Source organism: Algibacter miyuki (assembly GCF_030409805.1).
Classification (GTDB): Bacteria; Bacteroidota; Bacteroidia; order Flavobacteriales; family Flavobacteriaceae; genus Algibacter; species Algibacter miyuki.
The window spans coordinates 434901-457730 of sequence record NZ_JAUFQP010000001.1; the positions used below are offsets into that span (position 1 = coordinate 434901).

The 22830-nt window shown below is 32.5% G+C and carries 16 protein-coding genes and 1 CRISPR repeat array (1 of these 17 cut by a window edge); of the genes, 15 read left to right on the plus strand and 1 reads right to left on the minus strand.

The genetic code is table 11. The annotated features are described in order from the left end of the window. Window positions 1-69 precede the first annotated feature (69 nt). From QWY92_RS01285 to QWY92_RS01305, 5 genes are all read left to right on the plus strand, one after another. The gene (locus tag QWY92_RS01285; RefSeq protein WP_290267999.1) at window positions 70-2016 is read left to right on the plus strand and encodes a heavy metal translocating P-type ATPase; all 1947 of its coding nucleotides are present in this window, start codon (window positions 70-72) and stop codon (window positions 2014-2016) included. A gap of 77 nt (window positions 2017-2093) precedes the next feature. Beyond that, window positions 2094-4511, plus strand: a complete 2418-nt coding sequence (locus tag QWY92_RS01290; protein ID WP_290268001.1) for a TonB-dependent receptor — start codon at window positions 2094-2096, stop codon at window positions 4509-4511. A gap of 135 nt (window positions 4512-4646) precedes the next feature. Beyond that, window positions 4647-5408, plus strand: a complete 762-nt coding sequence (locus QWY92_RS01295; protein WP_290268004.1) for a COG4705 family protein — start codon at window positions 4647-4649, stop codon at window positions 5406-5408. Between the two features lie 65 nt (window positions 5409-5473). After that, window positions 5474-5926, plus strand: a complete 453-nt coding sequence (locus QWY92_RS01300) for a PepSY-like domain-containing protein (RefSeq protein WP_290268006.1) — start codon at window positions 5474-5476, stop codon at window positions 5924-5926. Between the two features lie 476 nt (window positions 5927-6402). Further along, complete coding sequence (locus QWY92_RS01305; protein WP_290268008.1) at window positions 6403-8070, plus strand: LTA synthase family protein; 1668 nt, start codon at window positions 6403-6405, stop codon at window positions 8068-8070. 261 nt (window positions 8071-8331) lie between these two features. Here the strand turns inward: QWY92_RS01305 and QWY92_RS01310 are convergent, their stop codons facing one another. Next, window positions 8332-9009 (minus strand): phosphatase PAP2 family protein, encoded by a 678-nt coding sequence (locus QWY92_RS01310; protein ID WP_290268011.1) that lies wholly within the window; start codon window positions 9007-9009, stop codon window positions 8332-8334. Window positions 9010-9226: 217 nt separating this feature from the next. Here QWY92_RS01310 and QWY92_RS01315 point away from each other — a divergent pair, with 217 nt between their 5' ends. From QWY92_RS01315 to cas2, 10 genes are all read left to right on the plus strand, one after another. Next, window positions 9227-11209, plus strand: a complete 1983-nt coding sequence (locus tag QWY92_RS01315) for an LTA synthase family protein (RefSeq protein ID WP_290268012.1) — start codon at window positions 9227-9229, stop codon at window positions 11207-11209. Beyond that, window positions 11206-12087 carry a diacylglycerol/lipid kinase family protein gene (locus QWY92_RS01320; RefSeq protein ID WP_290268014.1) on the plus strand — a complete coding sequence of 294 codons (882 nt, stop codon included), beginning with the start codon at window positions 11206-11208 and terminating at the stop codon, window positions 12085-12087. The genes QWY92_RS01315 and QWY92_RS01320 overlap by 4 nt, the downstream gene beginning before the upstream one ends. A 132-nt stretch (window positions 12088-12219) precedes the next feature. Next, window positions 12220-12774 (plus strand): phosphatase PAP2 family protein, encoded by a 555-nt coding sequence (locus QWY92_RS01325; protein ID WP_290268016.1) that lies wholly within the window; start codon window positions 12220-12222, stop codon window positions 12772-12774. Between the two features lie 18 nt (window positions 12775-12792). After that, window positions 12793-13368 carry a phosphatase PAP2 family protein gene (locus QWY92_RS01330; RefSeq protein WP_290268018.1) on the plus strand — a complete coding sequence of 192 codons (576 nt, stop codon included), beginning with the start codon at window positions 12793-12795 and terminating at the stop codon, window positions 13366-13368. Window positions 13369-13378: 10 nt separating this feature from the next. Continuing rightward, window positions 13379-13981, plus strand: a complete 603-nt coding sequence (locus QWY92_RS01335) for an HD domain-containing protein (RefSeq protein ID WP_290268020.1) — start codon at window positions 13379-13381, stop codon at window positions 13979-13981. A gap of 65 nt (window positions 13982-14046) precedes the next feature. Further along, on the plus strand, window positions 14047-16866 hold the full coding sequence (locus QWY92_RS01340) for a metalloprotease (protein WP_290268022.1): 2820 nt from the start codon (window positions 14047-14049) through the stop codon (window positions 16864-16866). A gap of 13 nt (window positions 16867-16879) precedes the next feature. Next, window positions 16880-17860, plus strand: a complete 981-nt coding sequence (locus QWY92_RS01345; RefSeq protein ID WP_290268024.1) for a phosphatase PAP2 family protein — start codon at window positions 16880-16882, stop codon at window positions 17858-17860. Window positions 17861-18261: 401 nt separating this feature from the next. After that, complete coding sequence (locus QWY92_RS01350) at window positions 18262-20058, plus strand: ParB/RepB/Spo0J family partition protein (protein WP_290268025.1); 1797 nt, start codon at window positions 18262-18264, stop codon at window positions 20056-20058. 317 nt (window positions 20059-20375) lie between these two features. After that, entirely contained in the window at window positions 20376-21260 is an 885-nt protein-coding gene (cas1, locus tag QWY92_RS01355; RefSeq protein WP_290268027.1) for a type II CRISPR-associated endonuclease Cas1, read from the plus strand. Next, window positions 21251-21580: a CRISPR-associated endonuclease Cas2 gene (gene cas2 / locus QWY92_RS01360; RefSeq protein WP_290268029.1), complete on the plus strand. Its 330-nt coding sequence runs from the start codon at window positions 21251-21253 to the stop codon at window positions 21578-21580. Before cas1 ends, cas2 begins: the two co-directional genes overlap by 10 nt. 105 nt (window positions 21581-21685) lie before the next feature. Continuing rightward, a CRISPR array of direct repeats spans window positions 21686-22830; the repeat unit is 36 nt; unit sequence AATATCGTGTTTTCTAATCTTTAATCAAACCACAAC (it continues 2447 nt past the right edge of the window).

The window sequence follows — 22830 nt, forward strand, 5'->3', positions numbered from 1 at the left end:
ACAATGCACTTCCATTGCACTTAATAAAACAGCATCTTTGAGTGTTATTAATTTTATTATGAAAAAAAGATGCTCAATTTAAAATATTTAAAACCCAATTCAGAAGTAGAACATAGTCACGATGATGGTCACGGTCATAGTGGTGGTCAACCAAATAATTTCAAAGCCTATTTACCAGCAATCATAAGTTTTTCAATGTTAATGATTGGTATTGGATTAGATTATTTTGACATAGCTTTTTTCAAAGATTGGTTACGTATTGTTTGGTACGGTATCGCTTATTTTCCAGTTGGACTTCCTGTTGTAAAAGAAGGTTGGGAAAGCATCAAAAAAGGAGATGTGTTTACTGAGTTCTTTTTAATGTCCATAGCAACTATTGGAGCATTTATCATTGGCGAATATCCTGAAGGTGTTGCAGTAATGTTGTTTTACGCAGTTGGGGAATTATTCCAAAATGCAGCAGTAACCAAAGCAAAAGGAAATATAAAAGCTTTGTTAGATGTACGGCCAAATGAAGCTTTGGTTTATCGCAACAATAACTACATTTCTGTAAGTCCTGAAACAGTCGAAATTGGGGAAAAAGTGCAAGTCCGTGTCGGAGAAAAAATCCCTTTAGATGGTATTCTACTTTCCGATAAAGGTTCATTCAATACAGCAGCATTAACAGGCGAAAGTAAACCTGATACGATTGCAAAAGGCGAAAAAGTATTTGCAGGCAGTATTAATATGGATGGCGTTATTGAAATAGAATCCACAAAAGAGTTTAAGGATAGTTCCATTGCACGTATTCTCGATATGGTGCAGAATGCCACAGCTCGCAAATCGAAAACAGAATTATTCATCAGACAATTCGCTCGCATTTACACACCAATAGTTGTTTTTTTAGCAATAGGTGTTACGTTTCTTCCATACTTTTTTGTAGATGATTATGTATTTAGAGGTTGGTTGTACCGTGCCTTGATTTTTCTTGTAATTTCTTGTCCTTGTGCTTTGGTAATATCAGTACCATTAGGTTATTTCGGTGGATTGGGTGCAGCTTCAAAAAATGGAATTTTGTTCAAAGGAGCTTCATTTTTAGATGCCATGACCAAAATAAACACCTTGGTAATGGATAAGACAGGAACGGTTACTAAAGGTGTTTTCAAAATCAAAGAAATTAAAGCTATTGGTTGGGATGAAAAAGAGTTTATGAAATACCTTATGGAGATGGAAGAACAAACTACACATCCCATTGCAAAAGCCATTCTAGAATATAAAGATAAAGGTACAGATTATGAGGCTTCCGAAGTATCTGAAATAGCAGGAAAAGGTTTAAAAGGCATTGTAAATGGTAAAACTGTTTTAGTTGGTAACAAAGCCCTAATGATAGCTAATAATATTGATGTTTTAGAGGAAACAGAAACTATTGTAGAATCGATTGTTTTGGTTGCGATTGATGCCAAATTCGCAGGTTATGTGGTTATAGCAGATGAATTAAAAGACGATGCAAAAGAAACGATTACTGCATTACATAAACTAGGTGTCAAAAACATAATGATGCTCTCTGGAGATAAGGATTCCATAACTCAAAAAGTAGCTTCCGAATTAAATATCGAAATTGCCAAAGGCGGTTTGTTACCAGAAGATAAATTAAATGAAGTTGAAGTTTTAAAACAGAATCCTGAAAATAAGATTGCTTTTATAGGAGATGGAATTAACGATGCACCAGTTTTAGCAGCTAGTGATGTAGGAATTGCTATGGGTGGTTTAGGTAGTGATGTCGCAATTGAAACCGCAGATGTTGTTATTCAAACCGACCAACCTTCAAAAGTAGTAAAAGCCATTAAAATTAGTCGTTCCACAAGAAAAATCGTTTGGCAAAATATCATATTAGCATTTGGTGTCAAAGTAATTGTACTGATTTTAGGAGCAGGCGGTTTAGCTACCATGTGGGAGGCAGTATTTGCAGATGTTGGTGTTGCATTATTGGCGATATTAAATGCTATAAGGTTGCAAAAGATGCAATGGAAAGATTAGAAATATAATTTAAAACACATTCTTTAATATCTCTTTAGATTTGAATAGTACTTTTGCGGGTATAAAAATTGAATCTAATGATAAAACAAACGCTTACAATATTTATACTTTTTATTTCATTCCTTTTAAATGGACAAGAAACAATTACTATTTCTGGTCAAATAATAGAACAAGAAACACAACACACTTTTCCTTTTGTAACAATTTCTATAAACGATGAATCTACAAACAACATTGTTACAGGGACTATTAGTGATGATGATGGTCGGTTTGAGATTAAGGATTTAAAAATAGGTAAGTACATTGTAAATATTAGTTATTTAGGATTTGAAACAGTACAGCGAAAAATTTCTTCGGGTGGATTAAATCCAATTTTCGATCTAGGTAAAATAGAACTTAAACCTTCTACCGAATCTTTAAACGAAGTGACTATTGAAGCAAAACGAGCTACTGTAAACTCTGCTTTAGATAAAAAATCATTTAGCCTAACCGATAATGTAGCACAATCTGGCGGTTCTGTTGTTGATGCTATGAAAACAATGCCAGGAGTCGCTTTCGACCAAGACGGAAAAGTGGTGCTACGGGGTAGTGACAAGGTAGTGGTGTTAATAGATGGCAAACAATCAAGCCTTACAGGTTTTGGAAATCAAAAAGGATTAAATAATATTCCAGCTTCTAATATTGAGCGTATTGAAATTATTAATAACCCTTCAGCAAAATACGATGCTAATGGTTTTGCAGGAATTGTAAATATTATTTATAAGAAAGAAAAACAAACAGGCTTAAACGGTGATGTTGGTTTGTCTTTTGGTTTGGGAGCTTTATCTAAACGCAGAGAAGATACACCTACGGATTATGGAAGCTTTTCGGTAAACCCTAAACTGATTCCAAGTTTAAATCTTAATTACAGAACGGATAAGCTTAATTACTTTTTACAATCAGAATTTATAATTCAAGAAGCTTTACCAAATAATGAGTTTACAACGAGAAACTATGATGATGGCCGTAATATCATTTCACAAGTTCCCGAAAACAGACGACAGTTTCGTTCTATAATTACGGGAGGAGTTGATTGGGAACTTAGCGATAATGATGCTATTACCTTTTCTGGAATGTACGACAGAGAAAAACATATTGATACCTCGCAAGTTGCATTTATTAATTTAGATAATAACGTTCGAAATCGTTTGTACACTTGGAAAGAAGAAGAGATAACAAGCTATATAAATGTAGCAACAAATTATAAGCATAACTTTGCTCAGGCAGGTCATTCGTTCACGGCGAATGCTCAATATACAAGAGGTCTAGAAGATGAAAGTTATTTTCTAAACGATAGTTCTGCCATTAGAATTGGTAGAGATATGACTAATATTAGAGCGATTGAGCACACCACAAGCTTATCAACAGATTACACTCGAGCATTAAGTAGTGGTAAAGTAGAAGCTGGTGCAAAAGTTAGATTTAGAAATTTACCTGTAGATTATACTATAAATAGAGGAAATCAATCTATAATCTATCCTAATTTAGGTAAATTTTCAAAATGGAAAGAAAATCTTTATGCATTCTATGGGAATTACCTTTTAGAAAAAGAAAACTTCGATGTTGAGGCAGGACTTCGAGCTGAACAAACTGAGGTGTCTTATCAATTAGACCCAACAAATACTTATTACGCTTCTAATGATAAATATGATTATTTTGAATTATTTCCAAGTGTACGATTCACATATAAATTGAATGATAAAAGCAAATTCTCATTGTTTTACAACCGTCGTGTAGACAGACCAGGAGAACCAGAATTACGCATTTTTCCAAAATACGATGATCCTGAATTATTAAAAGTCGGTAATCCTTATTTACGTCCACAGTTTACAAACAGCGTAGAAGCAGCGCATCGTTATAATTGGGGTTCAGGCTCATTGTTTACAGCCGTTTACCACAGACAGATTAAAGGCGCTTATCAACGTATATTTAGTGTAGATAACAGCAATGCAGATTACGATATTGTAAATAAAATATACCAAAACACAGGAGAAAGTACTAATACAGGATTTGAGTTATTGTTTAGTCAAGACTTAACCGAAAACTGGAAATTAACAGCAAGTACCAATGTTTACAAAAACAGTATTAATGCTTATGATGGTACATTGCTGTTTCCGTTTGTAAGAACGTTTAGCATTGATAAATCATCAGATACAGCAGGCGATTTTAAAATTTCAAACGCATTTACATTGCCTTATGATATTGAAGCGCAAGTTACGGGACTTTATTATTCTAAACGTAATATTCCACAAGGAGAAGAGTTGGCAAGGTCTTCAGTAGATTTAGGTTTAAAGAAATCTATTTGGGATAAAAAAGGAGAAATTACATTGTCAGCAAGTGATTTGTTCAACAACTTTGGATTAATGCAACGCATATCAGGAGAGGGCTTTACAGCGACTTATGAAAATTATTATGAAACTCAAATTGTAAGATTAGGAATGAAGTATAAGTTTTAATAAGAGATAGCTTAAGTTTTTCTTTAAAATCACATCTTACTTTTATAATACAATATAAGCCCTGTAAGAGAAAGTAGGTTTATGGTTAAGAAAGTCCTCTTTCTTTTATCAGGCACAATTAAACCAATAATAATTATGAAAACTCAAACATTAAATAAGGTTGCAGAAATATCAGCTTTATTTTGGCTAATGAAAATAATAGCGACTACGTTAGGTGAAACATTGGGAGATTTTATAGCGCAAACTTTAGGCTTGGGATATTCTGTTGGTATTTTAATTACGTTAGCGTTTTTTTTAATCGTTCTAAGTGTTCAGTTGTATTCAAAAAAATACGTCCCATTATATTTTTGGCTTGTTATAATTGCAACAACAACATTAGGAACTGAGATTTCCGATTTTATGGATAGAAGTCTTGGGCTAGGTTATACATATGGTAGTTTAGTTTTAGCTGTAGGCTTAATTACAACACTTTCAATTTGGTATAGTAAATACAAGAATTTAGAAGTCTATCCTATTATAAATAAAAACAAAGAGTTGTTTTTTTGGACCGCAGTGTTATTTTCAAATAGTTTGGGTACTGCCTTCGGTGATTATTTAAGTGATGAAATTGGTTTAAGTTATTTAGTTGGAGCATTAGTTACTGCATTGATCATAGCATTCGTAATTTTATTACATTATTTTACAAAAGTGAATCAAATACTATTATTTTGGATTGCCTTTGTATTTACTCGACCATTTGGTGCTACTTTTGGCGATTTTCTTACTAAACCTTTGATTAAGGGTGGTTTAGATTTAGGGACATTACAAGCATCTGCAGTTTCGGTGGTATTAATAGCAATATTTATTTATATTTCTCATTTGCAACATCAAAATAAATTATTAAAAGATAGGCTTTAGATTTACTTGAAATAATCTTTAGAATTGCTGGCTAAATTTATAGTATTAATTTAAAATACGAAAAAATGAAATCATTAAAAGTAATTCTAGGTGTTTTTTTAGCCTGTACCATGTTTGCTTTTATCTCTACAGGAGATAAGGCACCTCAAAAAGTAACAGATGCATTTGTAAAGAAATTCCCAAATGTTAAAAAGGTTAAATGGGAAAAAGAAAACGAGACTGAATGGGAAGCGGAGTTTAAAGTCAATAAAGTTGAGTATTCTGCTAATTTTAAAGAAGACGGCACTTGGAAAGAAACAGAACATGAGATTGATGAAAAAGAAATTCCTCAAACTGTAAAAGTAGCATTAACCAAAGGTTTTCCAGGTTACGAGATAGAAGAGGCGGAAATCTCTGAAACAAAAGAGGGAACAGTTTATGAGTTTGAAATAGAAAAGGGAGAGTCTGAAATGGAAGTTGCTATTGATGTAAATGGTACCATTATAAAACAGGAAGTAAAAAAAGATGATGAAGAGTAATTTTTTATGATTCATCAGTTAATTTTAAGTTTAAAAAGCGTTCAGATCTGCTTAAGGTCTGGACGCTTTGTTTTTTACAAATAGAGTGCTGATTTATTCTCTATTTATGTACTTCTAGAGCAAGGCTTAAGATTTACTTTAGAATTGCTCTATATATTTATAGGTCAATTGATATAATCAAACATTAAATGAAAAAATTAGATTTTTTAAAGCCTATATTTAACTTTTTTTTACTCGGATTATTAATTACTACTTTAAGTAGATTAATACTTTTTATTGGGTTTATGCCTCGTGTTACCGAAACAGAACAGTTTTGGTTAATTTTCCCAATAGGATTACGGATGGATATTATTTTGTTATCCTATATGGCCGTTTTGCCAACCGTATTAATATTGTTAGTTCCCTTTAAGTTTTTATTAAAAATCTCCATTTTTATAAGATATTTTTTTGTTCTATGTCTGTTTTTAATATTGTTTATGGAGTTGGCAACTCCCAACTTTTTAATACAATATGATACTAGGCCAAATCGACTTTTTGTAGAATATTTAATATACCCTAAAGAGGTGTTTAGTATGCTGTTAAAAGGTTTTCTAGGGATAATTATAGTTGCAGTTATGGTATTATCTGCCAGTGTTTATTTTCTACTTAAAAAATCTAAAAAGTGGTTTTCAGTTAGGGAAGCGGTGTCATATGGTTATCAGTTGAAGGCGGTAATTCCTGTTTTATTTTTATTGTTCTTTGGGTTAAGATCGAGCCTTACGTCAGTTAGACCAATAAATGCAAGTGATGCTGTTTTTTCAAAAAATCAGTTTGTAAATAGTTTAGCTTTAAATTCTCTTTATACGGTTGGTTTTGCGGTTTACTCTCTAAAGAATGAGGAAAACGGGATTAAAATGTATGGTCGTATAGCAAAATCAGAAGCTTTAGTTAGAGTAAAGAAATACATGACGGCCAAAGCTGATGATTTTACTAATACCGAAATACCTTTGTTGCATCTTCAAAGAAGTACTCACAAAAGAGATAAACCTTATAATTTAGTCATTTTTTTACAAGAAAGCTTGGGCGCAGAATATGTTGGTGTCTTAGGAGGCTTACCGCTAACTCCTAATTTAGATAAACTATCCACCGAAGGTTTGTTATTCACGAATTTATACGCAACGGGTACAAGAAGTGTTCGTGGTATTGAGGCCGTTACTACAGGGTTTTTGCCTACACCATCTAGAAGTGTTGTGAAATTAGGGAAATCTCAAAATGGATTTTTCTCATTAGCAGATGCTTTAAAGCGAAAAGGGTATCAAACTAGTTTTGTATATGGAGGTTCTGCAAACTTTGATAATATGGCTTCATTTTTTAATGGTAATGGATTTGATGACATTATAGATGAAAGAGATTATTCTAAAGAAGACTATGATTTTAAAGGAACTTGGGGCGTCTCCGATGAGTCTCTTGTAAAAAAAGGAAATGCACTTTATAAATCGTATAAAGGAGAGCCCTTTTTCTCATTAATGTTTTCTAGCTCTAATCATGAGCCATTTGAGTTTCCTGACAACAAAATAGAATTGTACGATAGAGAAAAAGGCACGGTAAATAATGCTATTAAATATGCCGATTATGCTATTGGAGAGTTTTTTAAAATGGCAAAAAAAGAAGACTATTATAATAACACGATATTTATAATAATAGCTGATCATAACACGCGTACTTGGGGGGACGATCTTATTCCTGTAAATAAATTTCATATTCCTGCCTTAATCATAGGTCCAAATATTGAAAAAGGAATTACCTACGACAAATTATTATCTCAAATAGATATTCCACCAAGTTTACTAGATTTAATAGGGTTAGACATGGAAACGCCAATGGTAGGAAGAAATATATATGAACTCAACGATTCGGAAAAAGGAAGGGCTATCATGCAATTTCATACTACAAATGCCTTTAGATATGGTGATGACTTAATTGTTTTACAACCAGATAAAGAAGCATTACAATTTAAAGTTACCGAAAATGATGTACTAATTCCCGAAAGTAACGTGAACACCGATCTTGTTCAAGATGCAATTAGTCATGTAATAACGGCTTCTGAATCTTATAATAATATGGAGTATAGGCTACCAAAAGAAACTGTTAACACTGATTTGTAAAATTATACAAGAAATATAATATTACTTTCCATGCTAATAATTTGATTTATTCTTATGAGATTAATTTCAATATGAATGAGTCTTCTATTATATATAACAGGGGCATTTTGGATTCAATAATACTGTAGGTGTTATAATTATTGTATTAATTCAAGTGAGTAAAAATGCTTCTAGTGGTGTAAATAATAAACTTAAAAACATACTATAAAGAAAAACTTCTAGTCTATTCGTTTTTAAATTAAGTGCCATGATAATTTAACTTTAAAAAGTTTTACTAATATAAAAACCATATTGTTTATTCTCAATTTGTGGTATAAAACTCATTCCTTTTACTTTCTTAAAGGGATTCCATTTAATGATGGGGTCAAAGAGATACACCAATTGTGTAACTAAAATACCTATACCAGCACTCACAATCACATCACTAATCCAATGAGCATTATTCATGACTCTAAACGCTCCTGTTGTAGTTGCAATAGCATAACCACTATAAGCTAGATAAGGAGAACTATCTTTAAATTCTTGAAATAATATCCCCGCCGTGGTAAATGCAAAAGAGGTATGACCTGAAGGAAAAGATTGTAAACCATCACCACCGCTTGGCCTACGTTTATTAGTCCATCTTTTTAATCTATATGTAATAAAATCAGAAACTAAAATAGCTATGGTTAAGTTTTTGGATTGGTCAAACCAATGGTTTTTTGACTTAACGCCCAGAGCATCGGCAGCACACATTTCAACAATTGGAACATAACGAGCATAATCGTCAAATGCAAATGCAAAATCGTTACCAACCACATTTCTTACATCACGTTGAAACTTTTTCTCAAAACCACTTCCGCTTAATAATGTTCCGCCAATAATTAAGGATGCCGGTATAATGCTTTTTTGAAGAAAAGTTTTGTTTTTTTTTAATTGAAATAGAATCCTGTTGAGCATTCATGCTTGGAATTAAGGCAATAATTAAAACTATCAATAGATGTTTAGATTTCATAAGCTAGAAAATATTTAGGTTGTCTTAAACTTACACATCAAATCTTAGTAGATTCTAAAGATAGATTTCAGAAGCTTGAATACGTGCTAATGATTAGCTTTAAAATCTCTTTAGAATTGCATATTACTTTTATCATCAATTAATATTCAACTCATTTAATTAATGTCTAAAGTTTTCCCCACGCGTTTTACCTTACTTAAAGCTTACATAGGTTTGTTTGTTATTTTATCGTTCGTTGTAAGATTAAGTTTCTTAATTTGGAACTTTTCGGAAGTCGATAAAAACGCATTCACTTTAGGAAATACATTCATCATTGGGTTTTTATTTGATGTGGCTACCATTTCATTTTTTGCTATTCCATATATTATTTATTTGCTTTTTTTTCCGAAGCGATTTTATGGTTCTATTGCCGATAGAATAATTACTTATTTTGGGTTTTCTTTAGGAGTATTAATCATTTTCTTTTCATTTTTTGGGGAGTTAACGTTTTGGGACGAATTTCACAGACGATACAATTTTATTGCGGTAGATTATTTGATATATACCTATGAAGTTGTAAAAAACATCAACGAATCCTACCCTTTACCAATATTGATCTCCGTAATGTTAGCCTTGGTGTTAGCGAGTATTTTTATTATTTACAAACTTGGCTATTTTCGTAAAACGTTTACAAGTGAAAGCGCTTTTAAACCCAAATTTATTGCAGCAGTTCCTTGGTTGGTTATTGTTATAATAAGTGTTTTGTTTATTACAAATAAACAAGCTGATTTTTCTGAAAACCGATATAATAATGAATTAGCAAAATCAGGGATTTATTCATTTTTTTCCGCATTCAGAAATAATGAATTGCCTTATAATGAATTCTATAAAACAATTCAAAAAGAAGAGGCTTTTCAAATCGTTAAATCTAGTTATACCGATTCGAAAAATATGTTTGTAAATTCGAATAAGGACGACATTTATAGGTTCATTACCAATTCCGATAGTATTTCTAAACCAACAAAACCAAACGTTATTTTTATTTGTATAGAAAGTTTAAGTGGGGATTTTCTTAAGGCGTTTGGAAATAAAAATAATTTTACGCCAACCTTAGACTCTTTAGCAAATAACAGTTTGTTTTTTGAGAATCTATATGCCACAGGAACACGAACTGTAAGAGGTATGGAGGCTATAACCTTATCCATTCCTCCAACGCCTGGGCGTAGTATAGTAAAACGAAAAAACAACCAGGGGTTATTTACTATTGGTGAAGTTTTTAAACAGCAAGGATACAATCGTAATTTCTTTTATGGAGGCGATGGTTATTTTGATAATATGAACACTTATTTTGGAGGTAATGGTTTTAATATCGTAGATCGAGGCCGTGGATTTTTACTAGATAAAAGCATTACAAGTACACGAACTAATATTGAAGATGATGAAGTGACCTTTGAAAATGCTTGGGGAGTTTGCGATATGGATATTTATAATAAAGTACTGAAAGAAGCAGATAAGGCACACGAGACGGGGATACCCTTCTTTGATTTCGTAATGACCACTTCGAATCATAAACCTTATACATATCCTGAAGGTAAAATTGATATTCCCTCAGGAGCAGGAAGACATGGAGCAGTAAAATACACTGATTATACCATTGGAGAATTCATAAAAAAAGCAAAAACAAAAGCTTGGTACAAAAACACTGTTTTTGTAATCATGAGTGATCATTGCGCTAGTAGTGCAGGACGATGGGAATTAGATGTTAAAAACTATCATATTCCTGCGTTAATATTCAATTTGCCAAATCAACAACCAGAGAAAGTAAACAAGTTGGCTTCGCAAATTGATGTATTTCCAACTTTGTTTTCGATATTGAATTGGGATTATAATTCTAATCTCTTTGGTAGGGACATACTATCCATGGAGTCAAAGGATGAACGCGCTTTTATAGGTAACTACAGAAAGTTAGGCTATTTAAAAGATAATAAGGTTTTGATTTTAGATGAACAAGAAAACGCGAATTTCTACTCATGGAATCCAAAAGACAACAGTTTAAATGATATCCCTTCTGAAGAAGAATTTGATAAAAAAAGCATTTCATTTTATCAAGTTGCTGATGCTTTGTATAGAAACGAAGGTTTGAAAATTAAAAAACAAATAAAATGATAGATATTCATTTCATTGTTAACCCCATTGCTGGTTCTGGAGATCATAGTTTTTCTGAAACTTTTCTTCAAGATTATTTTGAAGAAGAACGTTATAATATAACTATAAAGTCTTCAGGACATAAAGGTCATGCTATTGATTTAACAAAAGAGTCCATACATCAGCAAGCTGATATTATTGTGGCCTGTGGTGGCGATGGTACTATAAATGAAGTGGCTTCGGCTTTGGTTGGTACAACTATTCCATTAGGGATTGTACCTGTAGGATCTGGTAACGGTTTGGCTTGTAATTTGAATATTCCTAAAAACTTAAAAAAAGCACTCTATGTAATAAAGAATAACCAACGCAGGGCAATAGACGTTGGGAGTGTGAATAAACGTTATTTTTTTAGTAATACAGGATTTGGTTTTACTGCAAATGTTATAGGGAACTATGAAGCATCGCAGGAAAGAACATTACTGTGCTATATGAAAGCGACTCTAAAATCCTTTCAATACTATTTTAAAAAAGAAGAAACAGTAATTTCTATAAATGATGATCTAGAGGTAGTTAACCCTTTTTTGGTATTTATTTCAAACTCAAATGTAATGGGGTACAATATGAGTCTTACTCCAAAGGCATCTTTAACAGATGGACTTTTAGATGTGGTTATAGTACCCCAAATAGGCCGATTAAGAATGTTGCTTTTCGGGTTTTGCGTGCTTATCAAAAGACCAGAACTACTTAAAGATGTTAAGTGTTATCAAACAAGTCATATTAAGTTATTTAGAAAAAAAGGTTCGTTTTTTGAATCCCAAATTGATGGGGAATTATCCCAAATTGATACTGTAGAACTTTCTGTATCTATAGAAGAAAAATCTTTAACTGTTTTAGTATAAATTAATTAATGTGCTATTTGAATAGCTTTAAATTTTCTTAAGATTTCCCTTTTACATTTATCATAAATAAACAGCCTATACCAAAAAATACTTTAATTAATACTCTGTTGAATGATATCAAAGCATCAAAAAATGTTATGGCTGTTATGTATAGTTTTGTTTATTGGATCAATTCCCCTTAACGCTCAAAATACAAGTGAGACGATACCGCAAGTTGGAACAATCCAAAAAATAGGAGATGTTATTCTCTTTGCTTTACCAGTAGCTACAGCAGGAACATCATTTATTATAGGTGATAAACAAGGAACGTGGCAATTTACAAAAGGGCTTTTACTAACAACAGGTATTACCTATGGTTTAAAATTTGGTATAAATAAACCTCGTCCAGACATGAGTAATGATAATTCATTTCCTTCTGGGCATACCTCTACTGTATTCCATAGTGCTGGATATATCCATAGACGTTACGGTTTTAAATATAGTATTCCGGCTTATGCACTTGCAGGATTTACAGCTGCTAGTAGAATCGATTCTAAAAAACACGATATACTAGATGTATTGGCAGGAGCCGCTATAGGCTTAGGAAGTAATTTGCTTTTTACTACAGAATATCAACAAGAGCATATGGAATTTACTTTCAATTCGAGTAATGGAGATTATATGCTTGGTTTTACGTATAAATTTTAATCCCAATCTATATTTAAGATGAAAAAAGCAATTTACCTAATAACTGTTTTATTGCCTATTATGGCCTTTTCACAAGTTGACGACTATGATTCTCCTTCCGAGATAAGAAGGGAAACTAATTTAGAAGTTTTTGGAGACTATGCTCAACATGCGCCAGCAATAACCTCCCTAATTATGATTATTGCAAAAAAAGATAAAAAAGGCTTTTGGCAATTTGCGAAATCCTATGGTACAACACTAGGTGTTACTTACGCTTTAAAGTATGCTATAGATAAACCTAGACCAGATGGTAGAACAGATGGGCACGCGTTTCCATCAGGACATACGGCTGTCGCTTTTTCTGGAGCATCCTTTTTACAACGACGTTATGGATGGAAGTATGGAATTCCTGCATACGCATTGTCAGGAATTGTTGCATATAGTAGATTAGAAGGAATTAATGAACGGCATGATGGTTGGGATATTTTAGGAGGTGCCATTGTTGGAATAGGTAGTACTTATCTATTTACGACACCATACCAAAAAGAACATTATGAGTTGTCGTTTAAAAGAGGGAATAGAGAATATTTGTTAGGAATTACTTATAATTTTTAAAGTTGTTATCATGAATAATCAAATGGTAAATAAAATAAAAGATTATTGCCTTAATTTATTAACACACAGTAGGTGTAAAGTATTACCATTTCATAGTGTTAAGCATACGTTAGAGGTTTTTGAGAATGTTGCAATCATTGGTAGTTATGAAGATGTAAGCGAGGAGGAAATTGAGATTTTAAAGATTGCAGGACTATTTCACGATACTGGTATATCTAAAGAATATGATAGTCACGAAAAGATTAGTGCTAATTATGCTCACGCTTATTTAAGTAGTATAAATTATTCTAATAAAGCAAAAGCAGAAGTCATGAATTGTATTAATGCAACTAAAATGCCTCAAAGCCCTGAATCAACTTTAGAGTGTATAATGTGTGATGCCGATTTACTTCATCTTTCTAGCAATAATTATTTATTTAAAAGTGAGCTATTAAGAATGGAATGGAAGGAATATATGGGTTTAGTTTTCACAGACCAAGAATGGTATCAATTGAATTTAGATTTTCTTAAAAACCACAATTACCATACAAACTATGGTAAGAATGTGCTTCAAATAAAGAAAGAGAATAATATTATGTTAATGAAAAGGCTAAAAGCGGAGGCTATGGTTTAAACCATTTCAAGGGTGAATGAAAAGAAGTATGAAAAGTAAAAAATCAAGTATATGACTAATATTTAATGACAGCATTTAAACTTATAATCTATATCGCATTTTTTTTAACCTCAATAATGGGGTTTGCACAGCATAAAATTTACATAAGTGCAGAACTCGATACCATTTCTCATACCATAAAAATTAACCAGGAAGTTGTATATTTTAATACATCTAAAGATACTTTAACTCAAGTTTTACTTCACGATTGGGCAAATAGTTACATAGATAAAGAAACACCATTAGCGCAGCGGTTTGCAGAAGATTACAAAAGAAATTTGCATTTTGCAAGTACGCATGAGCGTGGTTTTACTACCATCTATTCCGTTAAAAATGAATCAGGAAATACATTAATATGGCAGCGCTTTAAAGGCTTTCAAGATATTTTGGAAGTCAATTTAAGAGATCTTCTTAAATCTGGAGATAGTACCACAATTCGTTTTGATTATAATGTAAAACTTCCAGATGATAAATTTACAGGCAACGGCTATACAAATGATAATAATTATAATTTACGCTATTGGTATTTAGTTCCTGCGGTTTATGATACGGAATGGAAAGTTCATAGTAATAAAGATTTAGGCGATTATTATGCACCGTTGGCATCCTATGACATCGAATTTACGATTCCCAATAGTTACACTTTAACATCAGGTCTTATAGAATCTGAACTAGATAAAGATGGCAAAAAAATGATGTCGCTTTCAGGAGCAAATCAAAGAGAAGTTAAATTATATATTCAGAAGATATCTAATTTTTACCATCTTAAAACAGAGGGGTTTGATTTGGTAACGAACATTTCTGGAGACAAAGTTGAAGATTCAAAAAAAATAGAAACTGCTAATAAAATTGTTAGTTTTTTAAAAGATAATTTGGGCGATTTTCCTTTAGAAAAACTCATAGTTTCAAATATCGATAAACGAAAGAATCCCATTTATGGATTTAATCAACTTCCTGAAAAATTCAGACCTTTTTCAAATGAGTTTCAGTTTGAAATATCTTTGTTAAAAAGCACCATTGATGCGATGCTTGAAGGAACTCTGGTCATCAATCCAAGAAAGGAAAAATGGGTAACTGATGGCATTTTAGTGTATTTAATGATGCGTTATATGGATTCATATTATCCTGAAATGAAATTGGGAGGAACACTTTCAGAGGTTATAGGTTTGCGCTGGTTTCATGCAGCAGATTTAAAATTCAACGATCAATATTATTTAGGTTACAAAAATATGGCTAGGCGATTTATAGACCAATCGCTGGGAACACCAAGAGATTCACTACTAAAATTCAACTATAATATTGCTAATACGTATAAAGCGGGTCTTGGTTTTAAATATTTAGAAGATTATTTGGAAGATGAATCAATAAGCAAAAGTATAAAGAAATTTTATTCAATTTATAAGCTGAAACCAACATCTGCAAAACAATTTCAAACGGTAATTCAATCTTCAGCGAAGAAGAATATTGATTGGTTTTTTGATGAGTTTATACCTGGAAATGACAAGCTAGATTTCAAATTTAAAAGCGTTGAAGAAAAAGGAGACTCGCTAATTATTGTATTAAAGAACGAGCGGAAAAATACGATGCCAGTTTCTATTTCATCCATTATCGATGATAAGGAAATTGATAAGATTTGGATTGATGGTTTTATTGATGAAAAGCAAATCATTATTAAAAAAAATAATGCTGATAAGCTGGTTATTGATTACGATAGAAATATACCGGAAGTAAAACGTTCAAATAATTATAAGAATCTGAACGGAGTATTAAACAAACCTCTACAAGTCAGGTTACTTAAAGATGTTGAAGATCCAAGTAGAAATCAAACCTTTTTTATGCCAGTCATTGAGTTCGACAATATTTATGACGGTTTAACACTTGGCGGAAAACTCTATAATAAAACTATAATTACTAAACCATTTATCTATAAAATTACGCCTACTTATGGCTTTAAATCCCAGGCCTTAATTGGTTCTGTTTCCTTGGTGCTTAATGAACAATTTAACGAATGGGGCTGGTATGCATATAAAATAGGATTATCAGGGAACAGGACCAGTTATGCACCAAAATTATTTGCCAATAGCTTTACACCTTATATGAATTTGCAATATAGAAGTAAAGATTTACGAAGTAATTTACAACAATCAATTACATTAAGAAGTGTAAACATCTCTAGAGATATTGATGTAGAAGTACCTTTAGAAACACCCAATTATAGTGTTTTTAATGCGAGATATATCTATTCCAATTCTAATTTTTCAAATAGTATAGCTTTTAAAGGAGATTATGAACTTTCAAAAAAATTCAGCAAACTATCGCTAACTGCATTTTACAGAAAGTTGTTTTTAGATAACAGGCAGATTAGTTTACGATTATATGCAGGTGCATTTTTAAAAAATAATACTCAAGGAGATAATGGGTATTTCGATTTTGCATTAGACAGGCCATCCGATTATTTGTTTGATTATGGTTATCTTGGAAGATCGGAAGATGAAGGCTTATATTCACAGGAATACATCACCGCTGAAGGTGGTTTTAAATCGTTTTTAGATACCAGATTTGCAAACCAATGGATAACGACATTAAATGGCGAAGTAAGTATTTGGAATTGGATTCATGCTTATGGAGACGTTGGGTTTTTGAAGAATAAGGGAGTTAATCCATATTTTGCTTATGATTCTGGAGTAAAGTTAAGTCTAGTAGCCGATTATTTTGAACTCTATTTTCCTGTAGCTTCAAATAATGGTTTCGAATTAGAACAAGATAAATACGGAGAAAAGGTTAGGTTTAAAGTCACGTTAAGTGTTTCTACACTTATAAAGTTATTTACAAGACGATGGTATTAATGCAATTTTGAATATGAATTACAATAACTTAATTAAATTTACTTTAATAATTGGAAGTTTCTTAATATCAACAACAAATAACGCGCAACAGATTGAAGATTTCCAAACCTTCGAAATGAAGAACGGAACAAGCTATACTTACACAGAACCTAAATTTTTCGATATGTTTCGACATGTCCCTAAGGATATTTACGAATTCGGTAAATACACCGTTCAAAAAGAAAATCTGTTATGGACAGGAATGGCAGTTGGTGGAACATTGGTTTTGTTGCCCTTTGACCAGAAATTATTGGATAACGCACAAGAGTTAGGCGAACCACTTGGTTTAGCAGAAGATGTTAGTTACACCAGGCTTTTAGGTATCGAAGTACTTCCAAAAGACATTAATGGTGCAATTTATTACATGGGAAATGGATTAACACCAATACTGCTAAGTGGGGTTTTTTACATTGCAGGAAAAATTAATAATGATTATCGTGCGTTAAATACATCAAGCGAATTAATGGAAGTACTTATTTCCTCTGGTGTAAGTACACAAATAATTAAGCGAATCACAGGCAGACAAAGCCCAAGTGCAGCGATTGAAAGCGGAACCCCAGGAGGACATTGGACACCCTTTCCAAGTTTCAAAGCTTACCAAACCAACACACCAAATTATGATGCCATGCCATCTGGCCACATGACAACCTACATAGCAACACTTACCGTTATAGCAACTAACTATCCAGACGTGAAATGGCTTAAACCAGTAGGTTATTCTGTAGCAGGTATTATGGCTTTTCAAATGATGAGTTCTAGAGTACATTGGGCATCAGATTATCCATTTGCTATTTTAATGGGCTATGTTATTGGTGAAAATGCAGCAAACCGTAGAATCAAAAAAGAAGTAAAACGTGATGTTACTGGCGAAATAATCGAACCAAGATTTAAGACCGATTTTACTTTTACTTCTCACTCAGGTTATAATATGGTGGGTGTTGTGATTACGTTTTGATTAAATTTCAATGCTATAATTCTCATTCATATATTGAGCATATTTACTTCATTTAGTTGTTCTGCATTTCGATAAAAAAAGCTTTATTAAATGAATTTTTGGATATAATTCCAAAGCTTTAGATTTCCACTTCGCTTGATACTGCCTAATCCCGAAACGTCGGGAGCAGGAACACTACATTCCCAATATAAAACTTTAAAATAGCGTCCGCTTAAAAAAGGGGAGAGATATCTATATCAATATTGGTACAAAGATAAACTCGCAAAATATTATCATCAAAAGACTACGGCATAAAGCCAACGCTTCGCCCACAACTCATTTATTCCGTTTCCTTTTGAGCAGAAATTTTGTCTTCCGTTTGGGTTCTGCAAAAATATTGTTTAATCTAAAATTTAAGTATTATGACAACAAAAGCAAGTACTGCAAGCAAAAACGGAGAGGTATCAGCCACCGTGAAAAATGAAGCCAAGAAGAAATTGACTCAAAGCGCCATTGGACTTCAAGTTCAAGAACTACCTATCGGAAGGATTATTCCTGACCCAATGCAACCAAGAAAAACCTTTAACGAGGATACTCTTAAGCAGCTGTCTGAAAGCATCGAAGAACACGGTGTCCTTCAGCCTATTACAGTTCGAAAATCTGGAAAGGATTACATCATCGTAATGGGAGAGCGTAGGTATCGCGCAAGTAAATTGGCGAGGAAGAACACAATTCCGAGTATCGTAAGAGCATACGGTAATAATGATGTTCTCGAAATTCAAATTATCGAAAATCTGCAAAGACAGGATGTTGAGCCTACCGAAGAAGCCGAAGCGGTAGCGTTCCTAATCGAAAAATATTCACCAACGGAGATTTCAAAACGGTTGGGAAGAACAGAAAACTTTGTAAGGCAACGTTTAAAATTAGCAGGTCTAATTGAAGGTTTTAAAGTCTTTGTTCGTAATGGCGAAATGACGATTTCGTTAGGCGTAGGTGTTGCACTTTTCGAGCCAGAGGCACAGCAAATGATGCTAGAGACAATGGGCGAAGAATTTAATGCCCATCAAATTAATCAGATGATTAAAAACCAGACTTATGATTTAGAAAATGCACCTTTCGATGTGGTTGATGAAAAATTGATTACTAAAGTTGGTGCTTGTACAACATGTCCGTTCAATGCAGCAAATCAAGGTAATTTGTTCGGCGATGATAAAATGGTGTGTACAAAATCAGCCTGTTATGAAATGAAGAAAAGCAAATCGTTTTTGAACTTGATTGAAAAATCAAAGAATGATAATGTGTTGTTGATTCCTGAAATTCACAAATACTGGGCGGATGACGACAATAACCAGCTCGTTATATCGCAATTGGAAAAAACTGGATTGAAAGTTTACCTTCTGGATGATGTTGAAATAATCGAAGAGCCAATTGAGCCAACAATAGAAATAATTAAGAAAGAATACCAACATTACGACTATTCTGAAGATGAACTGAAAGCTGAACTTGAAGAAGCGATTGATAATTATAAGGAAGAATTGGAAACACACAATTCCGCAAAAGAAAATGGATTTGTAAATGGGATTATGTTTCATCCAAAAACGTATTTACATAAAGCAGTTTTTGTGAAGATAGTAGAAGATTCAAAAAACGAAAATTCTATATATTCGGAACCGTTGGCAAATAGAAAGATGGCAGAATGTTCGCAAGAAGAGCAAATCGTTAAAATCAACGAAAGAGAGATACGAAAGCGACACATTGAGCACAATAAGGAGTTTGAGGACATAGTTCAGATGATTCATCAAACCGATTATATTGAAAAGAAGAAATCGCTTTCAGTAGATGAAATGGTGGCTTTCTCATTAACCTTATATGAGAACAATGTAGACTATGTAGGTCGACAAAAGCACTTTTCAAAATTATTAGGCAACACATCCAAGAAGACTGATGTGGAAACTGTCGAGAGCTTCAAAAAGAATTTCAAAAGGGAGACCTTTTATAAGTTGATTCGGTACATCCTTACCAAGCAAGTCCATTTTGGCGAAAGCAATCACGTTAATGACTTAACGAACATTTCATTCTACAATGCGATGCAAGGGTATTATAAAACTCAAATTGCCAATATTGAAAAGCAATATGCCGAAGAGAGAAACAAGCGTGAAGCACGTTTGAAAGAGCGAATAGGAAATCTTGAAAAGAAAATTCAGGAATTAAACGATTAGCTTTTGTTGTTGGAAGTAAGGGGGCAGCATTCGTGCTGGCTCTTATTTTTTATACAAAAACCATCTTTAGAGAAGATGGATGAGTAAAATCTGCTTAATCTGACACGTGTTAATAGGTTTTGTTTTAACTTAAGATGGATACAAGACCAATGAACTCATTTTATAATAAAAGTATCTCTATTGCTATAAAAAGGAGGTGAATTATTTATTGAAGCTTTCAATAAATCAGTATAAAATATTCGTTTTTTTAAACTATTTTGTTATTTTTAGTACCTCCCTATGTTTTTTTGATTAGTCTTTATTATTAATAATTAACTATGCTGAAAAAAACATTATTATTCTCGAATAAGTGCTCGATCACAACAAAAAACTGCCAATTAGTAATTAAATCTGAAACAAGAGATGGTACAATCCCAATCGAAGACATTGGATTTGTTGTTATAGATAACCCTGAAATTTATATAAGTATCACGGCATTAAATTCATTAATTGAAAATAACGCTTCGGTAATTACATGTAATAAAACCCATTTACCACATGGGATGTTTCTAAACCTTAATAGTCACCATATTCAACAAGCTGTTTTTAAACATCAAATAGCGGCTAGTGCTCCTTTGAAAAAACAACTTTGGCAACAAACAATTGTTGAAAAAATTAAAAATCAGGGCGTATTATTACAGCAAATTACAAAAAGGAAAAATAAATTTGATTTTTTAGCTAGTAAAGTTCTTAGTGGAGATACTACTAATATGGAAGCTGTAGCAGCGAAGTTTTACTGGAAATCTTTTTTTGACATAGAATTTAAACGCGAGCGTTTTGGAAATTACCCAAACAACTTATTAAATTATGGCTACGCTATTTTAAGAGCGGCAACTGCCAGAGCGTTGTCCGGTAGTGGCTTGTTAAACACTTTAGGTATACATCATAAAAGTAAATACAACGCTTTTGCTCTTGCTGATGATATAATGGAGCCTTTTCGCCCAATTATAGATGAAGCGGTATATACTATTATGGAACACTATGATGAACAGGAACTTAATACCGAAATTAAATCTGTTTTATTAGAAACGTTAACACGAACGGTTTATTTTAAAAATGAAAAAAGTACATTAATGGTTGCTTTGCAAAAAACAGCAAGTTCTTTGCAGCAATGCTATAGTGGTAAAAGAAAAAAAATCAATTACCCTAAATTATGGAACTAAACGGTTATAGAATTATGTGGCTATTTGTCTTTTTTGATTTACCAACAGATACAGCTAAAGATCGAAAGAATGCTTCGGGATTTAGAAAAAACTTACTAAAAGATGGTTTTACCATGATGCAATACTCCGTATATATGCGGCATTGTGCAAGTAGTGAAAGTGCAGATGCCCATGAAAAAAGGATAAAAAAACTATTACCTCCTTTTGGAAAAGTGAGTATTTTGAGGATTACCGATAAGCAATTTGGTAATATTATGAATTTTTGGGGTAGGGCAGCTCAACCTAAAGAACCCCAACCAACTCAGTTAGAACTCTTTTAAATTAAAAAAACGACTCAATTTCACCTTATCACTGTGAAAAAGAATCGTTTTTTGTAACAATATTTAATTATAAGCCCTTAGTTATTAGAAGGTAACAAGTCAATTAATATCGTGTTTTCTAATCTTTAATCAAACCACAACTTCAGAGTGTTCTTACATCTGTAATATAATAATATCGTGTTTTCTAATCTTTAATCAAACCACAACTTGTCAATGCTCCTTTTTGAAAAGGCTTTTAATATCGTGTTTTCTAATCTTTAATCAAACCACAACTGCATAAGCAAGACATTAAAATCAATGTTAAATATCGTGTTTTCTAATCTTTAATCAAACCACAACAGGATTTAATAAATACCCAGCATCATCATAATATCGTGTTTTCTAATCTTTAATCAAACCACAACAATACAGAAGCAATGCTTAACAATCCTGAAAATATCGTGTTTTCTAATCTTTAATCAAACCACAACCTACCGATAAGTTGGTGGTAAATTTCCGCAAATATCGTGTTTTCTAATCTTTAATCAAACCACAACGGGCGTGTAATTGTCCTTTTTCGTCCTTGCAATATCGTGTTTTCTAATCTTTAATCAAACCACAACCAAATATTAAGTATCTTACCTATAAAATCAAATATCGTGTTTTCTAATCTTTAATCAAACCACAACTTAGAGGTTCGTGGAGCTATGGACGATGAAATATCGTGTTTTCTAATCTTTAATCAAACCACAACCGATGAGTAGTAAAGAATCAATAGAGTTTTAATATCGTGTTTTCTAATCTTTAATCAAACCACAACCGTTTTTAAACACTACAATAGATGCAGGATAATATCGTGTTTTCTAATCTTTAATCAAACCACAACTAAGCCTCTGTAACTTCATCGGGTAACGTAATATCGTGTTTTCTAATCTTTAATCAAACCACAACTTATTAATATAAATTATATTGTTTGTTCCAAATATCGTGTTTTCTAATCTTTAATCAAACCACAACCGGCAAGCATTAAAATACCTACTATATTTAAATATCGTGTTTTCTAATCTTTAATCAAACCACAACAACTAACGGCTCAATTATCGATTTCGGAACAATATCGTGTTTTCTAATCTTTAATCAAACCACAACGTATGTATTGTCTAATTTTTCACACTTAATAATATCGTGTTTTCTAATCTTTAATCAAACCACAACCGCACCGTCGCCCGTAAACTCGTTAGCTTCAATATCGTGTTTTCTAATCTTTAATC